The sequence below is a fragment of the Methylosinus sp. shoA genome, from assembly GCF_059718125.1.
Window position 1 is genome coordinate 1,657,439 of record NZ_AP046091.1, and the last position, 24,470, is coordinate 1,681,908.

Genomic DNA, 24,470 nt, shown 5'->3' on the forward strand with positions numbered 1-24,470 from the left:
TCATACGGTTGCAGAGCTGCGTTGCGCGGTCTCCAGGCCGACGCTTTCCGTCTCGATCTCCTCGATCAGCCGCTCCTCGACGAGCAGAGCCAGAGCCGCGATCGTCGGTCGTTCCAAGAAGGCGGTCGGATGAATCTCGACGCCATAGACATGGCGCACCTTCGCCAGCAGCTGAACCGCCTGCAACGAATCGCCGCCGAGCTCGAACAAATTGTCCTCGGCGCCGATGGACGACAGTCCGAGGAACTCTCCCCACAGATCGACCAGCCCCTCCTCTAGCTCATTGGACGGCGGAATGTAGATCGTGCGGAGCGCAGGACGTGGCTGCGACCGCTGCTGCTTCGTCGGGAGAACGGACGGCAAGCGGTCGGCGAGCGCGCCGGAGTTCGCCTGCGCGAACTGCCGGTCGAGATCGACAGTAGAAATCAGCACGCGCGCGCCGAGCGGAGCGGATAAAATTTTCTCGAGCAGCGCGCCGGCCTGCGTCGGCGCGATGCCGACGCCATCGGGCAATTTCTGGCTCATGGCCATTCCCACGCCGCGCCAAGCATCCCAGTTGACGGATAGAACAGGCGTCTCGCCGCGACGCGATTCTTCGGACGCCAGCGCATCGAGGAAGCAGTTGGCCGCGCAATAATCAACTTGGCCGAAATCGCCGGTGATCGCGCTGAGAGAGGAGCACAGCAACACGAAGTCGAGCATCTCCCCCTCGAGCGCAGCCATGAGATTTCTCGGTCCTCGCAGCTTCGGCGCGAACACCCGCTCGACCGCGGCGCGCTCGCGCTGCGCGATCATGCCGCCGCCCGCCACGCCCGCCGCATGCACGACTCCATGCAGGGCGCCGAAGCGGCGACGCGCCTCGTCGACGGCGGCGCGCAATTGCGTCGCCTCGGTCACGTCGGCCCGAAGGATCAGAACCTCGACGCCGAGCGCTTCCAGCTCGGCCGCCGCCTCGGCCTGGTCCGGCGAGATATTGCGCCCGAGCAGCGCCAATCGCGCCTGCCACTGCCCGGCCAGATGGCGCGCCAGCGCGAGACCGACGCCGCCCAAGCCGCCGGTGATCAGATAGACGCCGTTCTTGCGCAATGAACCGGCGCTCGGCGTTTCGATGCGCAGCGGTTCGAACGTGCGAGCCCAGCGGTGCGGGCCTCGATAGGCGACGATCGACTCTTCGACCGGAGCGTCGATTTCGGCGGCGATCTGGCGCACGAGCCTTTCCAGCGCGCCGGAATCCGTCGTCGGCGGCACGTCGATCACGCGGCAGGCGATATGCGGGTATTCTTGCGGAATGACCTTGCAAGGCCCGTGCAGGGTCGCCTTTTCGGGGCACAGGGGCTCGGCGCCCGTCACGTCCTCGAGCCGGCTCGCCACCACTGTCAGCGAGACCTTGCGCCCGCCGGTCGCTCCGAGCGCCTGCGCGAGGGCGAGCAGGCTGAAGAAGCCGCGTTCGACCGCCTCGTCAGGAGGCAGCGCTCTTTCGAGATCGACGTTCCACAAATGACAGATATCGGAGAGCGGTCCGACCTCGGCGTCGATGCGACGCAGAAGCTGCTCGATGTCATCGCGCGCGCCGATTCGCAGGGCGTAGCGACGCTCGCCGAGTCGTGCGAACTCCGGCCCCTGCTCCGCTCGGACCACCGCCCGGCCCGTGGCCTGCAAGACCTCGCACAGACGCTCGGTCAAATCGTCGCCGGAAGCGCCCATCACCAGAATGCAGCCGCTCTGCTTTTCGCCATTCGCCGCAGATGGAGGGGGAATGCGTTTCCACGCCGGCGTATAGAACCAATCGGCGATGTCGCGCTCGGCGGAATCGCGCTTGTCCGGACCTACGCCCGCACGCTCCTTCGGCGCCTCGACCCAGTACGACCGGCGCTCGAACGGATAGGTCGGCAGCGGCACGCGACGGCCGTAGACGCCGCGGAACAAATCCGCAGCCTCCACATCGACGTCGGCGACCCACAGCTGCGCCAGGCAACGCGCCGGCTGATCGGTGTTCTGCGCCGCCTGCCGAGGATGGCGCTGCGACGCGAGCGCCGGTCGCGTCGCGAGCCGCGGATGGCGGCGCGCCAAAGCAGTCAAAGATTCCCCCGGTCCGACTTCGAGCAGCACACGATCGGGCTTGGCCAGCAGCTCGTCCAGACCGTCCGCGAAGCGCACGGCGCCGCGCATGTGACGCGCCCAATAGGCTGGATCGCGCGCCTCGTCGACGGTGATCCAGCGCCCGCTCACATTAGAGACGAAGGGGATTCGCGGCACGGAGAGCGCAATGCGCGACAGGAGCGCCTCGAACGCGCCGAGCATCGGCTCGACCATTGCGGAGTGAAAAGCTCTCGACACATGCAGGCGCCGAACGGCGACGCCGCGGCCCGCGAGCTCCTGCTCGGCGGCATCGATCGCCGCGGTCGGCCCAGATAGGACGCAGAGATCCGACGCGTTGATCGCCGCCAACTCGCACCCCGTGAGATCGGCCGGCAATTCGGCCTCGGGCAGGCCGACCGTGAGCATGGCGCCGGGCTCCATCGCCTGCAGCAGCCGGCCGCGCGCGGCGACGACGGCCAGCGCGTCTTCCAGCGCGAACACGCCGGCGAGGCAAGCGGCCACATATTCGCCGATGCTGTGCCCGAGCATCGCATCGGGTCGGACGCCCTGCTGAACCCACCATTGCGCCAGCGCATATTCCACGACGAACAGCGCCGGCTGGGCGATGTCGGTCTGGGCCAGCCGCGCCGCCGCGTCGGCTTCGTTTGCGACCGGATACAGCAGCGCGCGCAGGTCCAGCCCCAGATGCGGCCGCAACAGCTCGCAGCACCGGTCTATTGCTTCGCGGAATCCGGCCTCGCGCTCGTACAGCGCGCGGCCCATGTCCACATGCTGCGCGCTCTGGCCGGGGAACAGAAAGGCCACAGTAGGGCGCGCCGACAATGCCTCGCCCTCGAAAAAGGCGGTGAGATCGTGTCGCGTCAGCGCGCGGATCGCCTCCTCTCGATCGCGGGCGAGCGCGACCGCGCGATGGTCGAAGCGCTTGCGCCCCTCGCGCAACGTATACGCCACATCGGCCAAGCATAAATCCGGGCGCCGCTCCAAATGGCGCGCGAGCTCGAGGCTCGCGGCCTCCAACGACGATGCGCTGCGGGTCGAGAGCATCAGCGCGTGCAAGCCCTCGGGCGATGCGACGCCTTCCGAAGGCTCCACGCCGTCGGCGGCCGAGGGCGCCTCTTCCAGCACGAGATGCACATTGGTTCCGCCCATGCCGAAGGAGCTGACGCCGGCTCGCCGCGGCGTCGCCGATTCCGGCCAGGGCTTCGCCTCGGTGTTCACGTAGAACGGGCTGTCGGCGAAATCGATCTGCGGATTGGGCCGCTCGAAATTCCGACTGGGCGGCAGAGTGCGGCGCTCGAGCGCCATCACCGTCTTTATCAGCGCAGTGACGCCGGCCGCTGCGTCGAGATGTCCGACATTGGTTTTCACCGAGCCGATGGCGCAATGGCCCTTGCGGTCGGAGCCGGCCCGGAACGCTTCGGTCAGCGCGGCGATCTCGATCGGATCGCCGAGCGTCGTGCCGGTCCCATGCGCCTCCACATAGTCGATCGTCTCGGCGCCCACATCGGCCATCGCCAGCGCGGCGAGGATCACCGCCGCCTGACCGTCGACGCTCGGCGCCGTATAGCCGACCTTGGCTGCGCCATCGTTGTTCATCGCCGACCCCTTGATCACCGCATGAATGGCGTCGCCGTCGGCGATCGCCTCCGCCAGACGTTTGAGCGCGACCACGCCGACGCCGCTGCCGATCGTGGTGCCCGCCGCCTCGGCGTCGAAGGCGCGACAGTGACCGTCCGGCGACAGGATGGCGCCGGGCTGATAGCGGTAGCCGCGGCCCTGCAGGAGATTGAGCCAGACGCCTCCGGCGAGCGCCATGTCGGCTTCATGGTTCAGCAGGCCTCTGCATGCGAGGTGCACCGCCGCGAGCGACGTGGAGCACGCCGTCTGCACACAGACCGCCGGCCCGCGCAGATCGAGCTTGTAAGCGACGCGAGTGGCGAGAGAATCGTGATCGCTGCCGTTCAGCAGGCCGAGCAGCGACGCGATGTCGCTCTCGCACAAATCTATCGACGGCAAGAGATGCCGCAGCAGATAGAGGCTCGGGCCGCTGCCGGCGTAGACGCCGACCAGGGCGGAGCCGGCGCCCGCGCCATATCCGGCGTGCTCCAGAGCCTGCCACGCCGTCTCGAGAAACAGGCGCTGCTGCGGATCGATGCGTTCCGCCTCGCGCGGCGAGTAGCCGAAGAAATCGGCGTCGAACAGATCGATGTTCGGCAGCACGACGCCGTTCTTGACATAGCTCGGATCGGCGAGAGCCGCGGCGGCGACGCCGCATGCGCGCAAGCTCTCGTCGCTCAGCGGCCTGACCGACTCGACCCCGTCGCGCACATTGCGCCACAGAGCGTCGACGTCCGGCGCGTCGGGAAAGCGACCAGCCATGCCGACGATGGCGATCTCCACGCCGGTCCGCGCTTCGGATGAACCGCTCATGTCCGCGTCCTCTCCACGCCCGGCCGGCGCGGCAGAAACGCCTGCCTTTGCCGCGCCGCCCGTTCCGAGATCTCTTGCCTGGAGTCGCCCGCAGCAGCCGCGCCGGCGGCCAGAAACGCCGCCAGGGACTCGATCGTCGGATAGCGAAAGAAATCGACGACCGAAGGCGCGACCGCGAAACCATGGCCGTCGAGGCGCTGGTGCAGCTTCAGCAGCAGCAGCGAATGGCCGCCGAGCTCGAAGAAATTGTCGCGGCGGCTGACGCGCTCGATCCCGAGAGTCTCGGCCCAGAGCCGCGCCAGCACTTCCTCCACTTCGCCTTGCGGCGCCTCGAATGCGAGCCGGCTCGGCCGTTCGGGCGCGGGCAGCGCGCGACGGTCCACCTTGCCGTTGGGGCTCAACGGCAGGGATTCCAGCAGCACGATCGAGCCGGGCGTCATGTAGTCGGGCAGCGCGTTCGCCAATCGCGCGCGCAACTCGACCACATCGATCGCCTGTCCCGCCTGCGGCGATACGTAAGCGAGCAGCCGGGCGTCTTTCGCCACTACCACCGCCTCCCGCACCTCAGGCTGCGCCAGCAATTGCGCTTCGATCTCGCCCGGCTCGACGCGGAAGCCGCGGATCTTCACCTGCTGATCGACGCGCCCGAGATATTCGAGATCGCCGTCGACGTTCCAGCACACGCGGTCGCCCGTGCGGTAGAGACGCCCGCCGGCAGCGTCGAACGGATCGGCCACGAATCGCTCCGCGGTCAGTCCCGCCCGGTCCAGATAGCCGCGCGCGAGCAAGGGGCCGCCGATGCACAGCTCGCCGGCCACGCCGAGCGGCGCCGGCTGCAGATCGGCGTCCAGCACGCGCAGGCTGCGGCCCGGCAGCGGTCCGCCGATCGGCATATGCAGCGGCGGCGCGCGATCGCCGGCGACGAAGGGCGCGCAGTCGAGCAGCGAGGCGACCACCACCGCCTCGGTCGGACCATAAGTGTTGAGCAGCTTCACGCCGCAGAGGCCTGCATCACGCCAGATCGGCACCGCCTCCGCGGGCATCGCTTCGCCGCCGATATGAACTTCACGAAGGCTGCCGTAGTCCTTGCGATCCGCGCGGGCGAAAGATTGGATCAGAGCGAACCAATAAGCGGTCGGCAGATCGACGATGCTGATGCGGCGCTCGCGCAGCTCATGCAGGAACTCGTCCGGGCTCCACAAGTCGGGCCCACGCAGCACGACAGCGGCGCCCACCAGCAGCGGCGGGAACAGCTGTTCGATGAAGCCGTCGAAATTCAGCGTCGCGAATTGGAGCATCCGGTCTTCCGGAGCGAGGCTCGAAAACACCGCCGACAGTCGGGCGTGCTCGGCGAGCGCGCCGTGCGCGACCGCGACGCCCTTCGCCCTGCCCGTCGAGCCGGAGGTGTAGATCACATAAGCGAGAGTCTCGCCGTGCACCATGACGCAGGGAGCATGATCGGGCTCGGCGCGGAGATCGAGCTCGTCCAACGCCAGCACATTCTGCGCCCGTCCGACGCAGAGCCGCTCCCGGACATGGCTTTGCGTGAGCACGAGCTCGATCCGGCTGTCCTCGACCATGTCGGCCAGCCGCTTGGACGGATAGCGCGGATCGAGAGGAACGAAAGCTCCTCCCGCCTTCAGGATCGCCAGCAGCCCCACGATCATGTCGATCGAACGCTCCACCGCGAGGCCCACCCGGCGTTCGCGTTCGACTCCCAGCGCGATCAAACGGCGCGCGAGGCGATTGGCCCGGCGATCGAGCTCTCCATAGCTCATCGTCTCCTCGCCCAGGATCAACGCCGTCGCATCGGGCCGTTGCACGACTTGGCGCTCGATCAGCCGATGAACGGGCTCGGCGCTCGCATAGCGCTCGCGGTTCTCCCCCAATTGCTCGAGCCGCCTCAATTCCTCGGCGTCTTGAATGACGATTTCGCCGAGCGCCTGATCGGGACGATCGGACAAAGCCTGCAGCAGCGCGAGATAGTGGCCGGCCAGACGCTCGATGCGCGAAGGTTCGAACAATTCGCGCGCATAAGTCAGATGAGCGTTCACGCGCCCGTCCGAATATTCCCGCGTGTCCAGCGTCAACTCGAACTGCGCGGCCTGTTCGGACAGCAGCTGCCCTTCCACGGCGAGGCCGGTCCGACGCGCGAATTCGCCGTAGTCCGCCTGAAGATGATTGAACACCACCTGGAACAACGGGCTGTGGCTGAGGCTGCGCTCCGGCTGAAGCGCTTCGACGAGTTGCTCGAAAGGCAGGTCCTGATTCGCCTGGGCGCCGATCGCGGCCTCCCTGGCGTTGTCCAACACATGGGCGAAGCTCGTTCGTCCATCGACGACAGTCCGCAGCACGAGCGTATTGACGAAGAGACCGACCACGCCTCGCAGCTCCGGGCGGCCGCGGTTGGCGACCGGCACGCCGACGCGGATGTCGTTCTGCCCAGTGTAGCGATGCAGCAGCGCCTGGAATGCGGCCAGCAGCGCCATGAATAGCGTCGCGCCCCGACTCTCCGCCTGCCGACGCAGCCCGATCAGCAAATCGGCCGGCAGTTCGAAACGGTGATGCGCCGCGCCATATCGGGCGACCGCCCGACGAGGATGATCGGTCGCCAGGACGAGAACCGGCTGAGCCTCGCCCGGCGCCACAGCGAGCTGCTCGCGCCAATAGGCCAATTGCCGTTCGTGCGCCTCCCCGTCCGGATGTTCGCGCCGCCACGCGGCGTAGTCCGTGTAACGAAGCGCTGGCGGTTGCGGCGGCGACGCGCCCGTGAGCCGCGCCGCATAGAGCGCCGCCAGATCATCCACGAGGATCTGCATCGACGCCCCGTCCGAGACGATGTGATGCGTCACCAGCGCCAGCGCATACGCCTGATCGTCCAAGCGCACGAGAGCGGCGCGCGCCAGAGGGCCGCATGTGAGATCGAAAGGCTGCGCATCGAGCTCGCGCAGCGCCTCCGCCGCGCACGCCTCGCGTCGATCCTTCGCGATGTCGCGCAGGTCGATCAGCTTCAAATCCAGCGAAACATCGGCTCGGACGATCTGTTCTGTTTCGCCGTCCGCCCGCGCGCGAAACACGCAACGCAGCGAATCGTGCCGCTTCGCCAGCTCTGCGACGGCATCGCGCATGGCGTCGACATCGAGCGCGCCGGCGATCCGCAGCGCGCATTGGATGTGATAGGCCGTGCTCTGCGGATCGAGCCGCCACAGGAACCATTGCCGCTGCTGGGCCGGGGACAAGGGCGAGGGTTCGCCGCGACTCTCCGGCGGTAAGACCGGAATGCGCGTCGTCCGCACGCCGGCGCTCTGGCGGGCCTGAACGCTCTCCGCCTGCTCCCGCAGACGCGGGCGCTCGAAGACGTGACGGACCGTGAAATCGATCTCCCATTTCTGCGAGACATGCGCCGCCAGTCGCGCGGCCGCCAGCGAATTGCCGCCCAGGGTGAAGAAATGCGCGTCGTCGGCGTATTGCCGCGTCGACTCGTGTCCGAGCGCCTCACGCCATATCTCCGCCAGCGCGCGCAACGTCTCGTCCCGGCTCGAGCGATCGCCGGTCGTCGGAGCGCTTTTCGTCAGCCCATCGCCGAAGACGAAGCGCCCGCCCTCGAACAGCGCATAGGCGTCGAGCGAACGTTCGGCCCATCCGTTACGGCAGGCGGCGCGCTGCAGCTTGCCGCTGGAGGTCTTGGGCAATGCGCCGGGATTGAGGAGCACGACCGCTTTCGGCGCCTCGCCGCATTGCTCGCTCACCGCTGCGCTCACGGCGTCGACCAGCGCCTGCGCAGGCACGAGCTTCTGCAGCCCGAGCGACACTTCCGCGGCGACGCCGACGCCTTCCTGCCCATCGATCGCGACCGCGAAGGCCGTCACCCTGCCCTTGCGGACCGCTTCCACTTCGGCTTCGACCGCGCGCTCGATGTCCTGCGGATAGATGTTGTGCCCGCGCACGATGATCATGTCCTTGAGCCGACCGGCCACGAAGAGCTGAGCGTCATGCAGGAAGCCGAGATCGCCGGTGCGCAGCCAGCGGACGCCGTTGCGCTCGACGAAGGCCTCCGCGCTCTCGCGCGGCTTGTTCCAATAGCCTGCCGCTATGCTGGGCCCCGCGGCCCAGATTTCTCCGATCACGCCTTCGGCGGCGGCCTCGCCGGTCTGCGGATCGACGATCCGTATCTCGTGCTCCGGGGGCGAGACGCCGCAACCGACCAGCGCCACGCCATCGACCTTGGCCGCGACGCGTCGCATCGCGAGCCCCTCGCCGTCGAAACGGTTCACCGCCATGCCGGCGTCACGGCCCGCTCCGGTGACGTAGAGCGTCGCTTCGGCCAGGCCGTAGCAGGGATGAACGGCGCCGGCGCGGAATCCGGCGGGAGCGAAACGCTCGACGAACGCCTCCATCGTGTCGTGCCGCACCGGCTCGGCGCCGGTGTAGGCCACGCGCCAGCTCGACAGATCCAGCCCATCGAGCTGCGTCTCCTTGATCCGATCCAGGCACAAGCGATACGCGAAGTCCGGGCCGCCGCTGATCGTCACGCGATGGCGCGAGATCATCTCCAGCCAGCGCAGCGGACGCTCCAGAAAAAAGCGCGGCGACGACAGCACACACGGAATCCCGCTGTAGAAGGGCTGCAACAGGCCGCCGATCAGTCCCATATCGTGGAACAGCGGAGACCATACGCCGAGCTTGTCGTCGGCGCGGATCGAGAGTCCCTCGCGGATCGCCCGCTCATTGGCCATCAGATTGCCGTGCGTCACCATCACGCCTTTCGGCGCCGAGGTGGAGCCGGAGGTGTATTGCAGGAATGCGATATCCGCGGTCGCCGGTTCGCGCGGACGCCAATCGCCGGCCGCCGCAGGATCGATTTCATCCACCGCGATGAGCTCCAGCCCGCCGAATTGGCCCGCGGCGGCGGCGATGTGCGTCCGCAGAGCGCTCGCGGTCAGGACGCCGCGCGCTCGCGCATCGGCGGCGATGCCGGCCAGTCGCGCCAGATGCTGCGGGCGCGTCGACTCCGGCGGAAACACAGGCACCGCGATCACGCCGGCGTGGAAACAGGCGAACAGGCCGACCGCATAATTCTCGTCGTTGTCGAGCAGGATCATGACGCGATCGCCCGTCTCGAAGCGACGCTGCAGCACTGCTGCGAGCGCCTGCACGCACAGGACGAACGCGCGATAGGTCGAGGTCGTCTCGACGACTTTGTCGTTACGCACCGCGACGACGGTCAGCGCCTCGTCCTCGGGACGAGTCGCGGCGAGGCGCTGCAGGCGTTCCACAAAATTCGCCGGATTATCGAACGCACTCCCAGGCGACGCGGGTCGTGTCGTCATCGGTCTTCCCCTGCTGGTCGAAGCGTTCAGAACCTGCTCAGATTGCTGTGGGATTCCGCCATCGCCACCACTACGTTTCGCGGTCCCTTGAACGGCGCGCGCGCATGGGCGACGAGCATGTTGTCGAGCATCGTGACGTCGCCCTTCTCCCAAGGAAACGACACCGTCTCCGCGTCGAGCACGTCGCGCACATCGTCGAGCATCGCATCGGGAATGGGCGAGCCATCGGCGAAATAGGTGTTGCGCGGCAGGTTCTCGACGCCGAGCAGATCCTCGAGCGATTCGCGCACCTCGGGCTGCAGGTTGGAAATGTGGAAGAGGTGCGCCTGGTTGAACCACACCGTCTCGCCGGTGACGGGATGGGTCTCGGCGGCTTGGCACAATTGGACGGTGCGCAGATCGCCATCGGGCTTCCACTCCCAGCGGATGCCGGCCTTGCGGCAAAAGGCTTCGACGTCGTCGCGGCGTTCGGTGTTGAACACCTTCCGCCAGCACACGTCGAAATCGCCGTAGTTGCGCACATAGATGATCCCGGGCGCGAAGCGGTCCCGGATCCGCGCGGGCATGCGCCGGTAGATCGACCGGCTGTCGGCGATCGGCGTCTCCCCTCCTTCGGTCGCCGGCGTCACGCAATGGAACCAGGCTTTCATGGGCCACATGCGGGTGTAAGCCTGCTCGTTGTGCAACGGGATCGATTGATGCGCCGGATACTCGGTGGTCGTATAGACTCCGCCGCCCACTTCGGTTCGCGGAGTCGAGCCGAACTCGTAGCTCAGCAGAGGATGGCCGAATCCCGCCGCAAACGCGCGGAAGCTCTCGACCGAGGGCACATCGAATCCGCGCAGCAGGACCCCGCCGACCGTGGCGACCCGCGCCTCGATCTCGGCGCGCAAGCGCGGCAGAGCCTCGAGCAGCGGCTCGCCGCGTTCGGCGGGCACGATCAGCGTCGGCAATTCGGAGCCGGGCGGCGCCTTGCGCTCGAAGCGGGGCTTCAACTCGATCATTTCAATGCTCCCGCGCCATCGCCTCCCCAGACCGGGATGGCGGCGTGACCCAGCGGCGTAACGAGGCGCATACGCAACGCGCGCACGCCCGCTTCATGCGGCGACACGATGTCGGCGTCGAGCGACGACGCCGGTCGGCCATAGCTCAGGCGGACGCTGTGGCTGCATGCTCCACTCCGGAAAACCGATGCGTCAGCTCCCGCACCACTGCGGCGATCACCCTTTGCTCTTGCTGTCGAATGAAGAAGTGGCCGCCGTCGAACCAGTCGAGCGTGAACCCGTCGCCGGCCTCGCGCCGCCAAGCCTCGATGCGCTCCGCGGCGATGTCGTCATCCCGTCCCGCAAAGGCGCGCATCGGCGCGGCGATCGGCGCGCCCCCCCGGTAGCGAAAGCTCGCGCAGACGCGGTAGTCGGCGGCCAATGCGTCCAGGGTCAGGCGCAACAGCTCGCTGCTGGCGAACACCTCCTCGGGCGTGCCGCCCTGCTTACGCAGATCGGCGATCAGCGCCGCGTCGTCGTCCTTGCCGGCGAAGCGATCCGGATCGCGGCGCGAGGGCGCCGGGCTGGCGGACACAAACACCGCACGGGGCGGAGGCTCGGCCAGCGCATGCCGGCGCTGCGCGACACCATAGGCCAGCAACGCGCCCATGCTGTGTCCGAACAAGGCGTAGCGGCCTCGCATCGACGCCGCGTGCTCGTCGCAGATCTGCGCGACGAGCCGATCGAAATCTTCGACGAAAGGCTCGCCCAGCCGACCGCCGCGCCCCGGCAACTCCACGGGAACGACTCGGATCCACGCCGGCATCGAGCGACGCCACCGCAGATACATGGTGGCGCTCGCTCCCGCGCAAGGCAGAGCCAGCAGATCGATGAACGGCGAGCCCATGAGACCGGCCGTCAAGCGTTCGCCGTGGAGGGCTGGGCGGTCTTCGCGGCTTGTTCGTCCATCCACTTGCGCAGCGACAGCGGACGCATGTCGGTCCATGTCTTCTCGACATATTCGAGGACGGTCTTCTTGTCGCCTTTGACGCCCTCGATGGCCCGCCACCCGCCGGGCACGGCCTTCCAGTGAGGCCAGATGGAATATTGTTCCTCGTGATTGACGAGAACGATGAAGGTTTCGTCCTCGCGGTCGAAGCAGCTGGTCGACATGGGCATCCTCGGGCAGTGAACGAAAAGCGCCCTCGCGCTCTGCCGGCCGCAGACACGTCGCAGGCACGCGGGTCACTGGCTATTAAGACGTGGCAGCCTTCGATTTGTTTAGTCGCCGATCGACTCGCAAGCGCGAAGCGCGCCGACGCAGGCGAACGCGACGTAGAGCTTGCGATGCGACCGCCGACGAAGCGCGCGAGAAGCGGCCGCCGTTTCGCGCGACGCAAAGGCCGCCGTGACGATCGCGTCGACAAATTCTCTCGCGAAAAGTGCAGAATCGCGCCGCTTGTTCGTCATAACAATGAGAGCACGCCGAGGACGAGGTTTCGATGGCTTCAAGTTCACCCAATGTTCCAGGCGCCGCATCGAGAGCGCCGGGCGAGACGAAGATCGTCGTCTCGCAAGAAGACGGTGATGTCGAGACGGCGTGGCCGAAACAGCCGGAAATTCAGGCGCAGGAGGCGCGAGGATGACGCCCGTCCACGGCATTGCTCCGATCAAGAGGCTCGGCGCGCAGAGCCGACCCGCGCGTCGCTTCAAGACGCTCCTCTTTTGCGCGGCGGCCATCGCTCTCGCCGGAGCGATCTATTCTCTGCGCCAGTTCGGTCAGGCCGGCGGCGAGACGCTCGTCACCTCCGTCGTCGCCCGCGGCGATCTCGAGGAGGTCGTCACCGCCACGGGCAAGATACAGCCTTTCGCTTATGTCGACGTCGGCGCGCAGGCCTCGGGACAATTGACCCATATCCTGGTGAAGATCGGCGATCACGCGAAGCAGGGCATGCTGCTCGCCGAGATCGATCCGCAGCTCCAATCCGCCAAGGTCGACGCCGACGAAGCGCAGCTCGCGCAATATCACGCCAATCTCGTCGAGCAGCTGGCGATCGTCGAATACGCCAAGGCCACGCTCGATCGCAATGCGAAGCTCCTCGAGAGCAAGGCGGTGTCGAAGCTGGCGATGGACGAAAGCCGGCGGGACGCCCAGACGGCCGCCGCCAAGGCCGACGCCATCCGCGCTCAGATCAAGCAGATGCAGTCGACGCTCGAATCCGATCGCGCCACGCTCGGCTATACGCGCATCTTCGCGCCCATGTCCGGCACGGTGGTGTCGATCGACGCGCGCGAAGGCCAAACCCTCAATGCGACCTATTCGACGCCGCAGCTTCTACGCATCGCCGACCTCTCGACGATGACCGTCTGGACGGAAGTCTCGGAAGCGGACGTCACGCGGCTCCATGCGGGCATGCCGGTCTATTTCATGACGCTCGGCCATGGCGACCGGCGCTGGGCGGCGCATCTGCGTCAGATCCTCCCGGCGCCGCACAAGCCCGTCGGCCCGCAAGGCGGAAACGACGCGAATGCGAACAAGAACAATGTCGCCAACAATGTCGTTCTCTACACGGCGCTGTTCGACGTCGACAACGCCGCGGGCGACCTCCGCCCTGAAATGACGGCCCAGGTCTTCTTCGTCGCGGCGCAGACGAAGGACGCGGTCATCGCGCCCGTGACGGCGCTCCGCACGGGGGTCGATGGAGGGACGACCGTCGGCGTCGTCGACGCGGAAGGCAGAGAGAGCGAAAGAACCGTGCAAGTCGGGCTGCGCACCCGCTTTCGAGCGGAGATACTGAATGGGCTCGCGGCGGGCGAGCGCGTCGTCACAGGCCGGAAAACCGATTCGGGCAAGGCGCCTCTCGTGAGCTTCCACCTGTGACCGCGGCGATCTCTCCGCCTCGACCGGGCGCCGGCGAGCCGCCGCTGATCGAGATCTGCGACGTCCACAAGTCCTATTTCACGAGCGGGAGCGTCCCGGTCGCCGTCTTGCACGGCGTCTCGCTGACGATCCGGGCCGGCGAATTCGTCGCCGTCATGGGCCAGTCGGGCTCCGGCAAATCGACGCTCATGAACATTCTGGGGCTGCTCGACAAGCCGACCAACGGCGTCTACCGCTTCGCGGGTCGCGACGTGACGGCGCTCTCACGTGACGAGCTCGCACGGCTCAGGCGCGACGCCTTCGGCTTTGTCTTCCAGCACTATCATCTCATTCCCGCCGTCACGGCCGTGGAGAATGTCGAAATCCCCGCGGTCTACGCCGGCATGGCGCCGGCCGCGCGGCGCGCCCGCGCCATCGCCCTGCTCGGCCGTCTGGGTCTCGCCGAGCGCGTCGATCATCGGCCGAACCAGCTCTCCGGCGGCCAGCAGCAGCGCGTGTCGATCGCCCGCGCGCTCATGAACGGCGGCGGCATTATTCTGGCCGATGAACCGACCGGCGCGCTCGACAGCGCGACGGGCGCCGAGGTCATGGCGCTCTTCGCCGAGCTCGCCGCGGAGGGCCATACGGTCATCCTGATCACGCACGACCTCGAGATCGCCAAGGCCGCGGATCGAATCATCGAGATCCGCGACGGGACGATCATCTCGGACGACGGGCCGGACGATGTGAGGCGCGACGCCGGTTTCGCGCAGTCCTTTCTCGACGGGAATGTCGGCGCGTCTTTCCTCCTCGATATGCGCGAAGCATTGCATGCGGGAGGCCGGACCCTCGCCGCCAATCCGTTCCGGACCGGCCTCGTCCTCCTCGGCATCATCCTCGGCATCGCGTCGGTCATCGCGCTCCTCGCGATCGGCGAAGGCGCCAAACGAGCGGTGTTGTCGCAACTCGCCGTTTTCGGGACCAATCGCATGTATGTGATTCCCGGCGGCGGCAGCAGCCACGGCTTGGCCGGGCGACTGCTCGCCGCCGACGCCGACCTCGTCCGCGACGTCCCGAACATCGCCGCCGCCATGCCTTATCTCGAGGGACAGGTCATGGTGCGCGCGGGCAATGTCGACTATGGCGCGAGCGGGGTCGCGATCACGACGGATTTCCCGCGCATTCTGAACTGGTCCGTCGAAGACGGCGTGTTCTTCACGAAGGAGGACGAGCGCGCGTTGACGGCCGTCACGGTGATCGGCTCCAAGCTCGCGACGCGACTCTTTCCCGACGGAGAAGATCCCATTCAGAGAATGATTCTCGTGAACAATGTGCCATTCCAGGTGATCGGCGTATTGTCGAGCAAAGGCGCGCTGTCGGGCAACAGCGACGACGACGACACGATCGTCTTTCCCTTTTCGACAGGCAGCGCACGCGTCTTCGGCAAGAAGGAGCTCTCGTGGATCTCGGTGCTGATCGACGATCTCGCGCGCGCCGACGAGACCGCGGACGCGATCGCCGCCGTTCTCGAGAAAGCTCATCATGCGCATGACTTCCGGGTTTTCAACAAGGCCGCCACGATCGAGGCGCAGAATCGCACGCAGGATGCTTTGACCCTGCTGCTGGGCTTCACGGCCGCGATCTCGCTCTTCGTCGGCGGCATCGGCGTGATGAACGTCATGCTGATGGCGGTGACCGAACGAACGCGCGAGATCGGCATCCGAATGGCGACGGGCGCGCGCACGATCGACATTCTGCGCCAGTTCCTCACCGAGGCGATGATGGTTTCGGGCGCCGGCGGACTGGTCGGCGCCGCGATCGGCGTCGCCGCCGGAGTCGGCGCCTCGCTGGCCTTCGGCATGCCGGTGATCTTTTCCGGCGCCGCGATCCTCGGCGCCATCGCCGGCGCGGTGCTGACCGGCCTCGTCTTCGGCTTCATGCCGGCGTTGCGCGCGGCGCGGCTCGAGCCCGTCGCCGCCCTCGCCCGGGAGTGACGAGACCGACAGCCCGAGGCTCAGGGCCGCAGCACGACGCGGCCGAGCATAGGATCGCGCGCGATCTCATCCTTGCGGAACGGGAAGCGCAGCCAATCCTTGCGGGCGTAGCGGGCGATCGGGGCCACGCCGCGGCCGCCGGTCACCGCCGCTTCATCCAGTCCATGCGCGAGCAGCGTGTGAGCCTCGACGCCGTCCGCGCCGAAACGCACGACCTGCAGATAGCTGTTCGCTACGGCGTCCGGTCCCATGCGATCACCATGCATGTGATCACAGGCCACGGTGAAATAGCCCGCCGACTGGCATCCCCCGTAGATCGGAAAGCGATGTCCGCCGCTCTCCACGAAACGGCGCCCGCCCAACGCCTCGTCCAGCGGCCGGCCCTCGGCGCCGAACGCCGCCACGGTCGACGCCAGCGCCTTCGCCGCGTTCCCTGCCAGCAGCTCGCGAGGCGTGTCCAGCGGGGCGTCGCCGGAAAAGGCGACGCGATAGAGATCGTCGGCCGGACTCTGTTCCAAGCGCGTCCAGAGCGCCTCCCACAGCAGGACGCCACGGTCGTCGACATCCGCCTTGTTCGACCAGCGGCGAAGAACGTCGCAGGCTTCGGCGATGTCGATGCTGCGCGCTTCCGCTCCCACTTTCACGAGCCCGTCCAGACCAGCGACTTTCGGCGCGCCGGCGTCCAACCGGACCTGCGGCTGCGCACATGCCTCGGCGAGAACCTCGTCCTTGAACAATTCGGCCGAATAGGCCCTCGGCGTCAGCACGTCCCGCATCAAGCGCAGGGACAGCGCCTCCGCCGACGCCTCCCGGACCTGCAGCAGATCGAGCGCCATGCGATGCCCCAGCCTGCCCCGGAGCCCCAACGGCCGGCGTTCGCCGCCGAGCAGCGAAGGAAATCCCTCCAACGGCCGCCGGGCGTTGCTCAGCCAATAGCTGTCGTTCATGTTCGCCACATAGTCGTCGCGCAGCAGCCGAGGCAGCGCGTCGGCGGGCATGGCGCCGGCCTGCGCCGCGGCCGGATCCACCCGCCAATCGCAAGCCGAACGACTGCCGTCGAGCACGGGCGTGAGCGGGTCCACATGCGCGAATCGCGCCGCCGAAGGCGTCATGCAGGCCTTGCGCAGACCATCCGGGGCGTTGGGGATCGCGCCGACGTCGCCGAACCACACCCGCCCGTCGCCGCGACCGATCGCCACCGTATTGACCCAGGGAACGGCCGCTTCGCGGCGCTGGATGGCGATGAACTCCTCCAGCGACTTCGCCTGATTCCAATAAAAATAGTTGCGGAAGATGCGAAAGTTCTCGGCGTTCACGTCCCGAATGGCCAATGCGTGCGCCGCGCCCCAGCCGAGCGCCGCGTCATGGCGGCCGAGGTCCACCACCGGTCCTGAGCGGGTTCGATAGAAGGAGCGTGTCAATCGATGCGTGCTCCCGTCGTCTCCTCGCACATCGACGCCGATTTCGTGCGCCGTCATCGCTTCGGTCTCGCCGTCGATCCGGTAGCGTGTCGGATCGGCCGCATCCAGCGTCAGATCGAACAGGCCGAAACGCCGCGCCTCCGACACGGTGTGACTCCAGGCCACATGATCGTTGAAACCGATCATGATCAGCGGCACGCCGAGAAAGGCGACGCCCGCCACATCGACCGTTCCGGGAATCGTCAGATGCATTTGATAGAAGCGATCCGGCCCGCCCCAGAACCAGTGCGGATTGCCGAACAGCACCGCGCCATCTCCGCCCGTCGCCTCGCGGCCGAAGGCGAGCACATTGCTTCCGACGCCCGGCTGTTCGCCGATCTGCTGGGCGAGCCGGCTACGCAGCGCGAGGCCGTCGTTCTCGCCCGATTTCGACGGCGCCGCGGACTGCGCCGGCGCGGCGTCGGCGATCTCGGCGATGAATTTGGCGTAGCCGGCGGCGATCTGCGCCGCATACATGCGCCTAAAAATGTCGTTCGCGGCGATGTCCCGAATCCAGGGCTGCTCCAGACAAGACCTGTCGACCGACGGCGCGCGGCCGCCGCGGGCGTCCGCGAGATAGCGGTTGTAGCCGGCGGCGAATCCCTCGACGAGCTCGTTCAGCTCGGGCGGATTCTGCTCCCGGTAGCGGGCCGCCACTTCGTCGGTGGCGAAGGCGCGAAAGAAGAAATCCAGATCGAGGTTCTTCGGCCGCCCGAATGTGGAGCCGCGAGCCGGCTTGCCGTCGGCCCCGAAGAACCAGGCGCGCCGACCCTCATAGGTCACGAAGGCCTCGGCCAGAGTGCACAGAGCGTCCTGCGCCTGGACATAGCCGACGCCGATCCCGAGCTCCCGCCAACCGCCCGCACGCAGATGCGGCACGCCATCCGTCGTGCGCCGGATCTCGACCCCCGTCGCGGTCGGCCCCACCGACGGCGTAGGCCCCATTCTCGCGAGAAAGACCGCCCCGACCAGCAGCAGCGCGCCGCAGAGCGCCGAGACCCGGCCGCGCCAGGAAACCGCGCCTCGCCCGATTTTCTGCGACCCGCTCACGAACGACATGCCTCGAATCCTTCCAGCACATTCGTCACATTGACGCCGATCTCGTCGACCGCATAGCCGCCTTCCATCACGAAGACCGTCGGCAGGCCGGCGCGGGCGAGGTCCTCTCCGACCCGGAAGTAGTCTTCGCTGCGCAAACGGAACCCGGAGATCGGGTCGGCCTCGAATGTATCGACCCCCAAGGACGCGACGAGGGCGTCGGCGCGGAATTCGGCGACGGCGCGCAGCGCATGCGCCAGTGCTGCGCGCCAGGCGGAGAACTCGGTTCCTCGCGGCAGCGGGATATTCAGGTTGAAGCCATGCCCCTGCGCCGCTCCTAATTCATCGGCGTAGCCCAGGAAGAACGGATATTCGGTCCGCGGATCGCCATGGATGCTCGCGAAGAAGACGTCGCCGCGCTCGTAGAAGAGGCATTGGGTGCCATTTCCGTGATGATAGTCGACGTCCAGCACGGCCACCCGCTCGACGCCGCCGTCGCGCAGCGCCTGCGCCGCTATGGCGGCGTTGTTCAAAAAGCAATAGCCGCCGAAGAAGTCGTAGCCGGAATGGTGCCCGGGCGGGCGCGTCAGCGCGAAGGCCGACCGTGCCGCGCCCGACCGGACGCTTTCTGCGGCGGACAGCGCGCAGGCCGCGCCGCTGCGCGCCGCACGCCATGCGCCGGAGGTGAGAGGCGTCCCCGCATCGAACGAGAAGAGGCCCAAGCGCGCGGCGAAGGTCTCGGGCAGCACGTCGCAGCGATGCTGTCGCACCGGCCAGACCGAGGGCAGCGCGTCGCGATCCTCGTGCGCTGGATTCAGCGCGACCCACTCGTCCCAGGCGCCGCGAAGGAAATCGACGTAGCGAGGCGCGTGAACCCGATGCAAGGCCGCGTCGTCGCAGGACGACGGCTCCTCGATCGCGCCGAGCCGGCGGCGACGCAATTCGTCCAGAACGCGCTCGACTCGCGCCGGCGTCTCGAAGCACGGCAGCAGTTCGCCTCGAAACATCTCCACCTTGCCCTGGTGATGAACATGCTCCGCATTGAAGAAGGTGATCATCGGACAGATTCGCTCGCGACGACGCCCGAAACACCGGCCATATGCATCAAGCCCTGGCGCAGAGCCGGGAACAGGCTATTGTTGAAATTGTTCCAGCGCAGCTCCAGTATAGTGTCCCGAGGATCGATCCTGGTGGCGAGCGCGTCGACGATCACCTCTCCGGAGTCGATGCCATTGTCGACATAGTGGAACGATGCGCCCGTCATGTCGACGACCGGCGCGGGCTTCGTCTCCATGGTTTGCCAATTCACCACTTTGAGACCCCTCGCGCCATACAGAGCGTCGAGCGTCGCATGAGCCCCGCGCCGTTCATAAGGCGATTCGATCCGGGTTACGCCGGGATGGATGTTGACGATTCTGCGGTGGAACCGCGCGCCCGGACGCACCAGCTCGTCCAGTATGACCAGCAATCCGTCCAGCACCACGAGATCCGCGTCCAGCGTCGACAATTTGTCCAGCAGGCGGGCTTCGAAATCGCTCTTGCCCGCCTTGCGCTCGGGCGCGTCAGGGGGCAGCCGGCGATAGGTCGACGGGATGGCGCAGAGCAGATCGTTCACGCGCCGTCCGTTCACCGCGAGCGTCGGCGGATAGAACCATTGGCGGCCGGCACCGCAAGAAAAACCGTAGTCCTCGAGCTTCTCGCGATCACGAGCCGACCCCTCGTCGTCGTCGAAGACGACCGCCTCGAGGGAATAGGCCTCTCCGAGCTTCGTCCCATTCAAGGACTCGACCAGATACTCGAGCGGCGACTTCATGTACCGCCGCTCCCCTTTGTAGTCGATGTGCCGCCCGGCCTCGTCCGCCGCGGCATTCCTCAACGACCATATGTAGACCAGCCTCAGCTTCGCCTTCGCCATCTACGTCCATCACCATGAAGTTGGAAGAACGACGGTCGGGACGCGCGAGGCGCTCTCGACGCGACATCGACGCACATGCCATCACGCCGATGCGCCGGGAGAAACGCGCGGCGCGTCCCACTGTGCAAGACGAAGATCTCGCCCGAATGTTTAGCGCGCGTCGTGCGGCGGCCCTCTGGTTCGATGCGCGGAGCGCATCGCGGGCGTGCGCGTATCGGCTTCGACGTCCGAACGCGACGCCGCTTCAGCGCGCTGCGCCACTCGCGGCGACCAGGCGCGAACGCTTCGCCGTGTCGTCGCCGATCTGCGACGCATGCGAGATCCGCCTAGTCTCTTCGACGCGTCGACTAAACAAACGCCGGCGCATCTCGTCTAGGACGTTGTGACACGGCCGGACGAGCGGCCGACGACCCGGCCCATGCGGCGTCGACATTCAACCCGACAAAGGAGTGCGGCATGCTCATTTATGACGTCCTGGGCATCGGCTTCGGCCCATCCAATATCGCGCTGGCCATCGCCCTGGAGGAGAAACGGCAAGCCGGCGACCACAATATCGACATGATGTTCATCGAACGCCAGACGAGCTTCACATGGCATCCGAACATGCTGCTCGATCACGCGCACATGCAGATCTCCTTTCTCAAGGATCTGGCGACCCTGCGCAACCCGACCAGCCGATTCACCTTCGTCAACTACCTGCACGAGAAGGAGCGCCTGCAGGATTTCATCAATCTCAAGACGTTCTTCCCGAGCCGCCACGAGTTCTGCGACTATTTCGCCTGGGCCGCCGCCCAGTTCCAGGACCGTTGCGTCTATGGCGAGACGGTGTTCGACGTCTTGCCGGAGAAGCGCGGCGGCGAAATCGCGCTTCTGCGCGTGCGCTCACGCGACCAGGCGGGCGAAGTGCGCGAGCGACTGGCGCGAAACCTCGTGGTGAGCGTCGGCGGCTCCGTTCACGTGCCCGAGTGCTTCCGGCCCTTCGGGGACGATGCGCGAATCTTTCATTCCCACAACTATCTGCGCAGCATCGAGGCGAATGCGCAGGCTCGGAAGATCGCCATCATCGGCGCGGGCCAGAGCGCTGCGGAGATATTCATGGACCTGCACGGCCGGCCCAACGCTCCCCAGCTCGACTTCGTCATGCGCGCGCGGTCGATCAGGCCGTCCGATGACAGTCCCTTCGTCAACGAGATCTTCAACGCCGATTTCGTCGACCACATGTTCAGCCGCACGCCGGCGGAGCGCGTCGAAATGCTTCGAGAGTTCCGCCACACCAACTACGCCTGCCCGGATCTGGAGCTGATCCAGCAGATCTTCGGCGTCTTCTACGAACAGAAGGTCAAGGAGCAGACGCGCCATCGAATGCTGCGCCGACACGAGGTCAAGGGCGTTCGCGCCGCCAATGACGGCGTCCATCTGACCCTCTTCGACCGAAACAGCGAGCGCGCCAGCACCGTTCGCTATGACGCCGTGGTGCTGGCCACGGGCTATGAGCGCGAATACCACAAGACAATGCTCACGTCCCTGGCCCCGTATCTCGGCGATTTCGAGATCGATCGCCAGTATCGCGTCAAGACGTCCCCATACTTCCGTCCGGCCATCTTCGTGCAGGGCGCCAGCGAGCCGACTCATGGCCTGAGCGACACTCTGCTGTCGGTGACCGCCGTGCGCACGGGCGAGATCGGCGACGCCTTGCTGGCGACGGCGCAGCCCTCCGAGCGGCAGATGGCTGTCGGGGCCCACTGACCGAAGGAATTGGCCATGTCGACTTCCGTCGCCTCGACCACCCGCGCGGTCACCGGCAAATGCGACGAGTTTGCGCTCCGGCACAATGCGCTGACCCATCCCTACACTCTGGCGTCGAACGCCTTGCTGGAGCGACAGGCCGCGCGCGAATCCAATGCGCGAAGCTATCCGCGCCGCATCCCGCTGGCGCTCAAGCGGGCGCATGGAATCTATGTGGAGGATGTCGAGGGCCGCGTCTTCATCGACTGCCTGGCGGGCGCCGGCACATTGGCCCTCGGGCACAATCATCCCGTCGTCATCGAAGCGATCCAGCAGGTCATGAAGGACGGCCTGCCGCTGCACACATTGGATCTGACGACGCCGGTCAAGGACCGCTTCATTCAAGACCTCTTCGACATCCTGCCGACGGAGTTCGCGCGCGACGCCAAGGTGCAGTTCTGCGGGCCCACGGGCTCCGACGCGGTGGAAGCCGCGCTGAAGCTCGTGAAGACGGCGACCGGCGGCGGCACGATTCTGGCGTTCCATGGCGCGTATCACGGCATGACGCAAGGCGCTCTGCAGCTGATGGGAAACCGCGGCCCGAAGCGCCCGCTGAACTCCATCCAGCACGGCGTGCAGTTCCTGCCCTACCCCTATGACTACCGCTGCCCGTTCGGTCTCGGCGGCGAAACCGGCGTCCAGGTGGGGCTGCATTACATCGAAACGGTGCTGAATGATCCGGAAGGCGGCGTGCCCCGAGCCGCCGGCATGATCTTGGAGGCGATCCAGGGCGAAGGCGGCGTCATCCCCGCGTCCGACGCCTGGATGCGCGGCATTCGCGAGTTGACGGCCAAAGCCGATGTGCCGCTCATCGTCGACGAGGTGCAATCCGGCTTTTGTCGCACCGGCAAGATGTTCGCCTTCGAGCACGCCGGCGTCACGCCCGACGTCGTGGCGCTCTCCAAGGCCATCGGCGGTAGCCTGCCCCTGTCGGTGGTGGTCTATCGAGGCGAACTCGACCAATGGAAACCCGGCGCGCACGCGGGCACGTTCCGCGGCAACCAGATGGCCATGGCGGCGGGCTCCGCGACCATTCGATTCCTTCGCGCAGAGGGACTTCACGAGCACGCCCGGCAGGTCGGCGACCGCCTCGCCAACGGCCTCAGGCAATTGCAGAGCTATTTCCCGCAGATCGGCGACGTGCGCGGCCGGGGGCTGATGATCGGGGTCGAGATCGTCGATCCCGAAGGACGCCGAGACAATGCCGCGCAGCCACCGCCCGCTGCTCCCACGCTCGCGAGCGCCATCCAGACCGAGTGTCTGCGACGAGGGCTGATCATCGAGCTCGGGGGCCGACACGGCAGCGTCGTTCGCTTCCTTCCCCCCCTCGTCATCACCGAGCAGCAGATCGATCACGTGCTCGAGATTTTCACGATCTCGCTTCAAACCGCTACGAAATTCGGTTGCGTCGAAAATTTCATCTATGAGGAGATGGGCGTGAGAGAGTGACGAGCGCCGCCGCGCGCGTCCAGTGCTTGCGCTCGACGCATTCCGGGCTGCGATCGCCTCTTTCCGATTACGCGCATGAGGCCGACTACGGAAGAGTCGCTGCGACGACCGAAAAATTCGAAACCCGGCGCCGGCCGTCCCTCGTCACCGGCAGGCGCTCCGATCCGAACGAGATCCCTATTCTTTCTGCGCCGTCGCTTCTCGGCAATGCTTCACCGCGTCTCGGATCATAAAATTGACGAGCGTCGGCGATACGTTCAACTGCTTGGCGACCTCGCGCTGCGTGTAGCCGCCTATGCTGTGGAGCGCGAATGCGCGCTGCGTCCGTTTCGGGAGGTCGGCGAGCGCCGCGGCGAGACTTCGCAATTGGAGACGGTCGATGACGATCGTCTCCGGCGTCCGCGTCGAATCCGCGATTCCGCTTCCCTCTTCTTCGCTCGTGAAGTAACGGCTCTCGAGCAGGGCCCGCCGATAATGGTCGATCGCCAGATTCCGCACGATCTGATATAGATAAGAGACAGGGCGCTCGATTTCCGCCGTGGCGGCGGTCTCGGCAGCCTTTATATAGGCGTCCTGTACGACATCCTCCGCGCTGTGAGGGCAGCCGAGTATCTTTGCTGCATGTTTTTCCAGCCGGCATCGATGTTCCATGAACACGACCGACAGGGCCCGAACGCCGAGAGTATTGGACGCGATCGACCTCGTCGAGGACGATGACGCATCGACGGCCCGATCTTTCTTCGGCGCCGAACGAAGCTCGTGCAGTCGTAGCGACGCGTTCATACGCCCGACTTCCTCTGGAGGTCGGCCGTCGAATGGAGCGGCCGCCCCGTGGCGGCGAGAGCCGATCGCTCGGCGTTCGACTGCCGAAGACGAGCGAGCTCGTTCTTCGGTTCGGAGATCGAACCGCGTCGACATGAAAGATCGACAGGAGCGAGACCAAAATATAAATCCGACGTGTAGTCGACGTCCGACGTATTTATCTTTCTCACAGAAGGCACGACACGCGCATATATACTCATTTTTCCGCTCCATTCTCAAGTATTTAAACTATATATGTTATAATATAACATATATGTGCGTATGTCAACTATGGCATGTAATTTGTTACAACAGTTACAGAGTT

Annotated in this window: 13 protein-coding genes; 4 read left to right on the plus strand and 9 right to left on the minus strand. The window is 66.4% G+C overall.

What is annotated here, in order from left to right:
- The 5 genes from AC6IW9_RS07475 to AC6IW9_RS07495 form a co-directional block, all read right to left on the minus strand.
- On the minus strand, positions 1 to 4,530 hold the full coding sequence (locus AC6IW9_RS07475; RefSeq protein ID WP_497770887.1) for a type I polyketide synthase: 4,530 nt from the start codon (positions 4,528 to 4,530) through the stop codon (positions 1 to 3).
- Complete coding sequence (locus tag AC6IW9_RS07480; RefSeq protein WP_497770890.1) at positions 4,527 to 9,806, minus strand: non-ribosomal peptide synthetase; 5,280 nt, start codon at positions 9,804 to 9,806, stop codon at positions 4,527 to 4,529. Before AC6IW9_RS07480 ends, AC6IW9_RS07475 begins: the two co-directional genes overlap by 4 nt.
- An 80-nt stretch (positions 9,807 to 9,886) precedes the next feature.
- Entirely contained in the window at positions 9,887 to 10,864 is a 978-nt protein-coding gene (locus AC6IW9_RS07485) for a TauD/TfdA family dioxygenase (RefSeq protein WP_497770893.1), read from the minus strand.
- Positions 10,865 to 11,009: 145 nt separating this feature from the next.
- On the minus strand, positions 11,010 to 11,750 hold the full coding sequence (locus tag AC6IW9_RS07490) for a thioesterase II family protein (RefSeq protein ID WP_497770896.1): 741 nt from the start codon (positions 11,748 to 11,750) through the stop codon (positions 11,010 to 11,012).
- Positions 11,751 to 11,761: 11 nt separating this feature from the next.
- Positions 11,762 to 12,016, minus strand: coding sequence for an MbtH family protein (locus tag AC6IW9_RS07495; protein WP_497770899.1), 255 nt, complete (start codon positions 12,014 to 12,016; stop codon positions 11,762 to 11,764).
- Between the two features lie 469 nt (positions 12,017 to 12,485).
- Between AC6IW9_RS07495 and AC6IW9_RS07500 the strand changes: the two genes are divergently transcribed.
- Together AC6IW9_RS07500 and AC6IW9_RS07505 are read left to right on the plus strand one after the other, a co-directional pair.
- Positions 12,486 to 13,724, plus strand: a complete 1,239-nt coding sequence (locus AC6IW9_RS07500; protein WP_497770901.1) for an efflux RND transporter periplasmic adaptor subunit — start codon at positions 12,486 to 12,488, stop codon at positions 13,722 to 13,724.
- Entirely contained in the window at positions 13,721 to 15,697 is a 1,977-nt protein-coding gene (locus tag AC6IW9_RS07505) for a MacB family efflux pump subunit (RefSeq protein ID WP_497770904.1), read from the plus strand. The genes AC6IW9_RS07500 and AC6IW9_RS07505 overlap by 4 nt, the downstream gene beginning before the upstream one ends.
- A gap of 20 nt (positions 15,698 to 15,717) precedes the next feature.
- On the opposite strand, the gene AC6IW9_RS07510 is transcribed toward AC6IW9_RS07505, so the two are convergent.
- The 3 genes from AC6IW9_RS07510 to AC6IW9_RS07520 are packed head-to-tail and all read right to left on the minus strand — an operon-like array spanning position 15,718 to position 20,110.
- Complete coding sequence (locus tag AC6IW9_RS07510) at positions 15,718 to 18,216, minus strand: penicillin acylase family protein (RefSeq protein ID WP_497770906.1); 2,499 nt, start codon at positions 18,214 to 18,216, stop codon at positions 15,718 to 15,720.
- Positions 18,204 to 19,253, minus strand: a complete 1,050-nt coding sequence (locus AC6IW9_RS07515) for a histone deacetylase family protein (protein WP_497770909.1) — start codon at positions 19,251 to 19,253, stop codon at positions 18,204 to 18,206. Before AC6IW9_RS07515 ends, AC6IW9_RS07510 begins: the two co-directional genes overlap by 13 nt.
- On the minus strand, positions 19,250 to 20,110 hold the full coding sequence (locus AC6IW9_RS07520) for a formyltransferase family protein (protein WP_497770912.1): 861 nt from the start codon (positions 20,108 to 20,110) through the stop codon (positions 19,250 to 19,252). The genes AC6IW9_RS07515 and AC6IW9_RS07520 overlap by 4 nt, the downstream gene beginning before the upstream one ends.
- A 456-nt stretch (positions 20,111 to 20,566) precedes the next feature.
- On the opposite strand from AC6IW9_RS07520, the gene AC6IW9_RS07525 reads away from it, so the two are divergent.
- Complete coding sequence (locus AC6IW9_RS07525; protein ID WP_497770916.1) at positions 20,567 to 21,856, plus strand: lysine N(6)-hydroxylase/L-ornithine N(5)-oxygenase family protein; 1,290 nt, start codon at positions 20,567 to 20,569, stop codon at positions 21,854 to 21,856.
- A gap of 15 nt (positions 21,857 to 21,871) precedes the next feature.
- Positions 21,872 to 23,344, plus strand: coding sequence for a diaminobutyrate--2-oxoglutarate transaminase (locus AC6IW9_RS07530; RefSeq protein WP_497770919.1), 1,473 nt, complete (start codon positions 21,872 to 21,874; stop codon positions 23,342 to 23,344).
- A gap of 177 nt (positions 23,345 to 23,521) precedes the next feature.
- Here AC6IW9_RS07530 and AC6IW9_RS07535 read toward each other — a convergent pair whose 3' ends face one another.
- Positions 23,522 to 24,379 carry an RNA polymerase factor sigma-70 gene (locus AC6IW9_RS07535; protein ID WP_497770922.1) on the minus strand — a complete coding sequence of 286 codons (858 nt, stop codon included), beginning with the start codon at positions 24,377 to 24,379 and terminating at the stop codon, positions 23,522 to 23,524.
- Positions 24,380 to 24,470 lie beyond the last annotated feature (91 nt).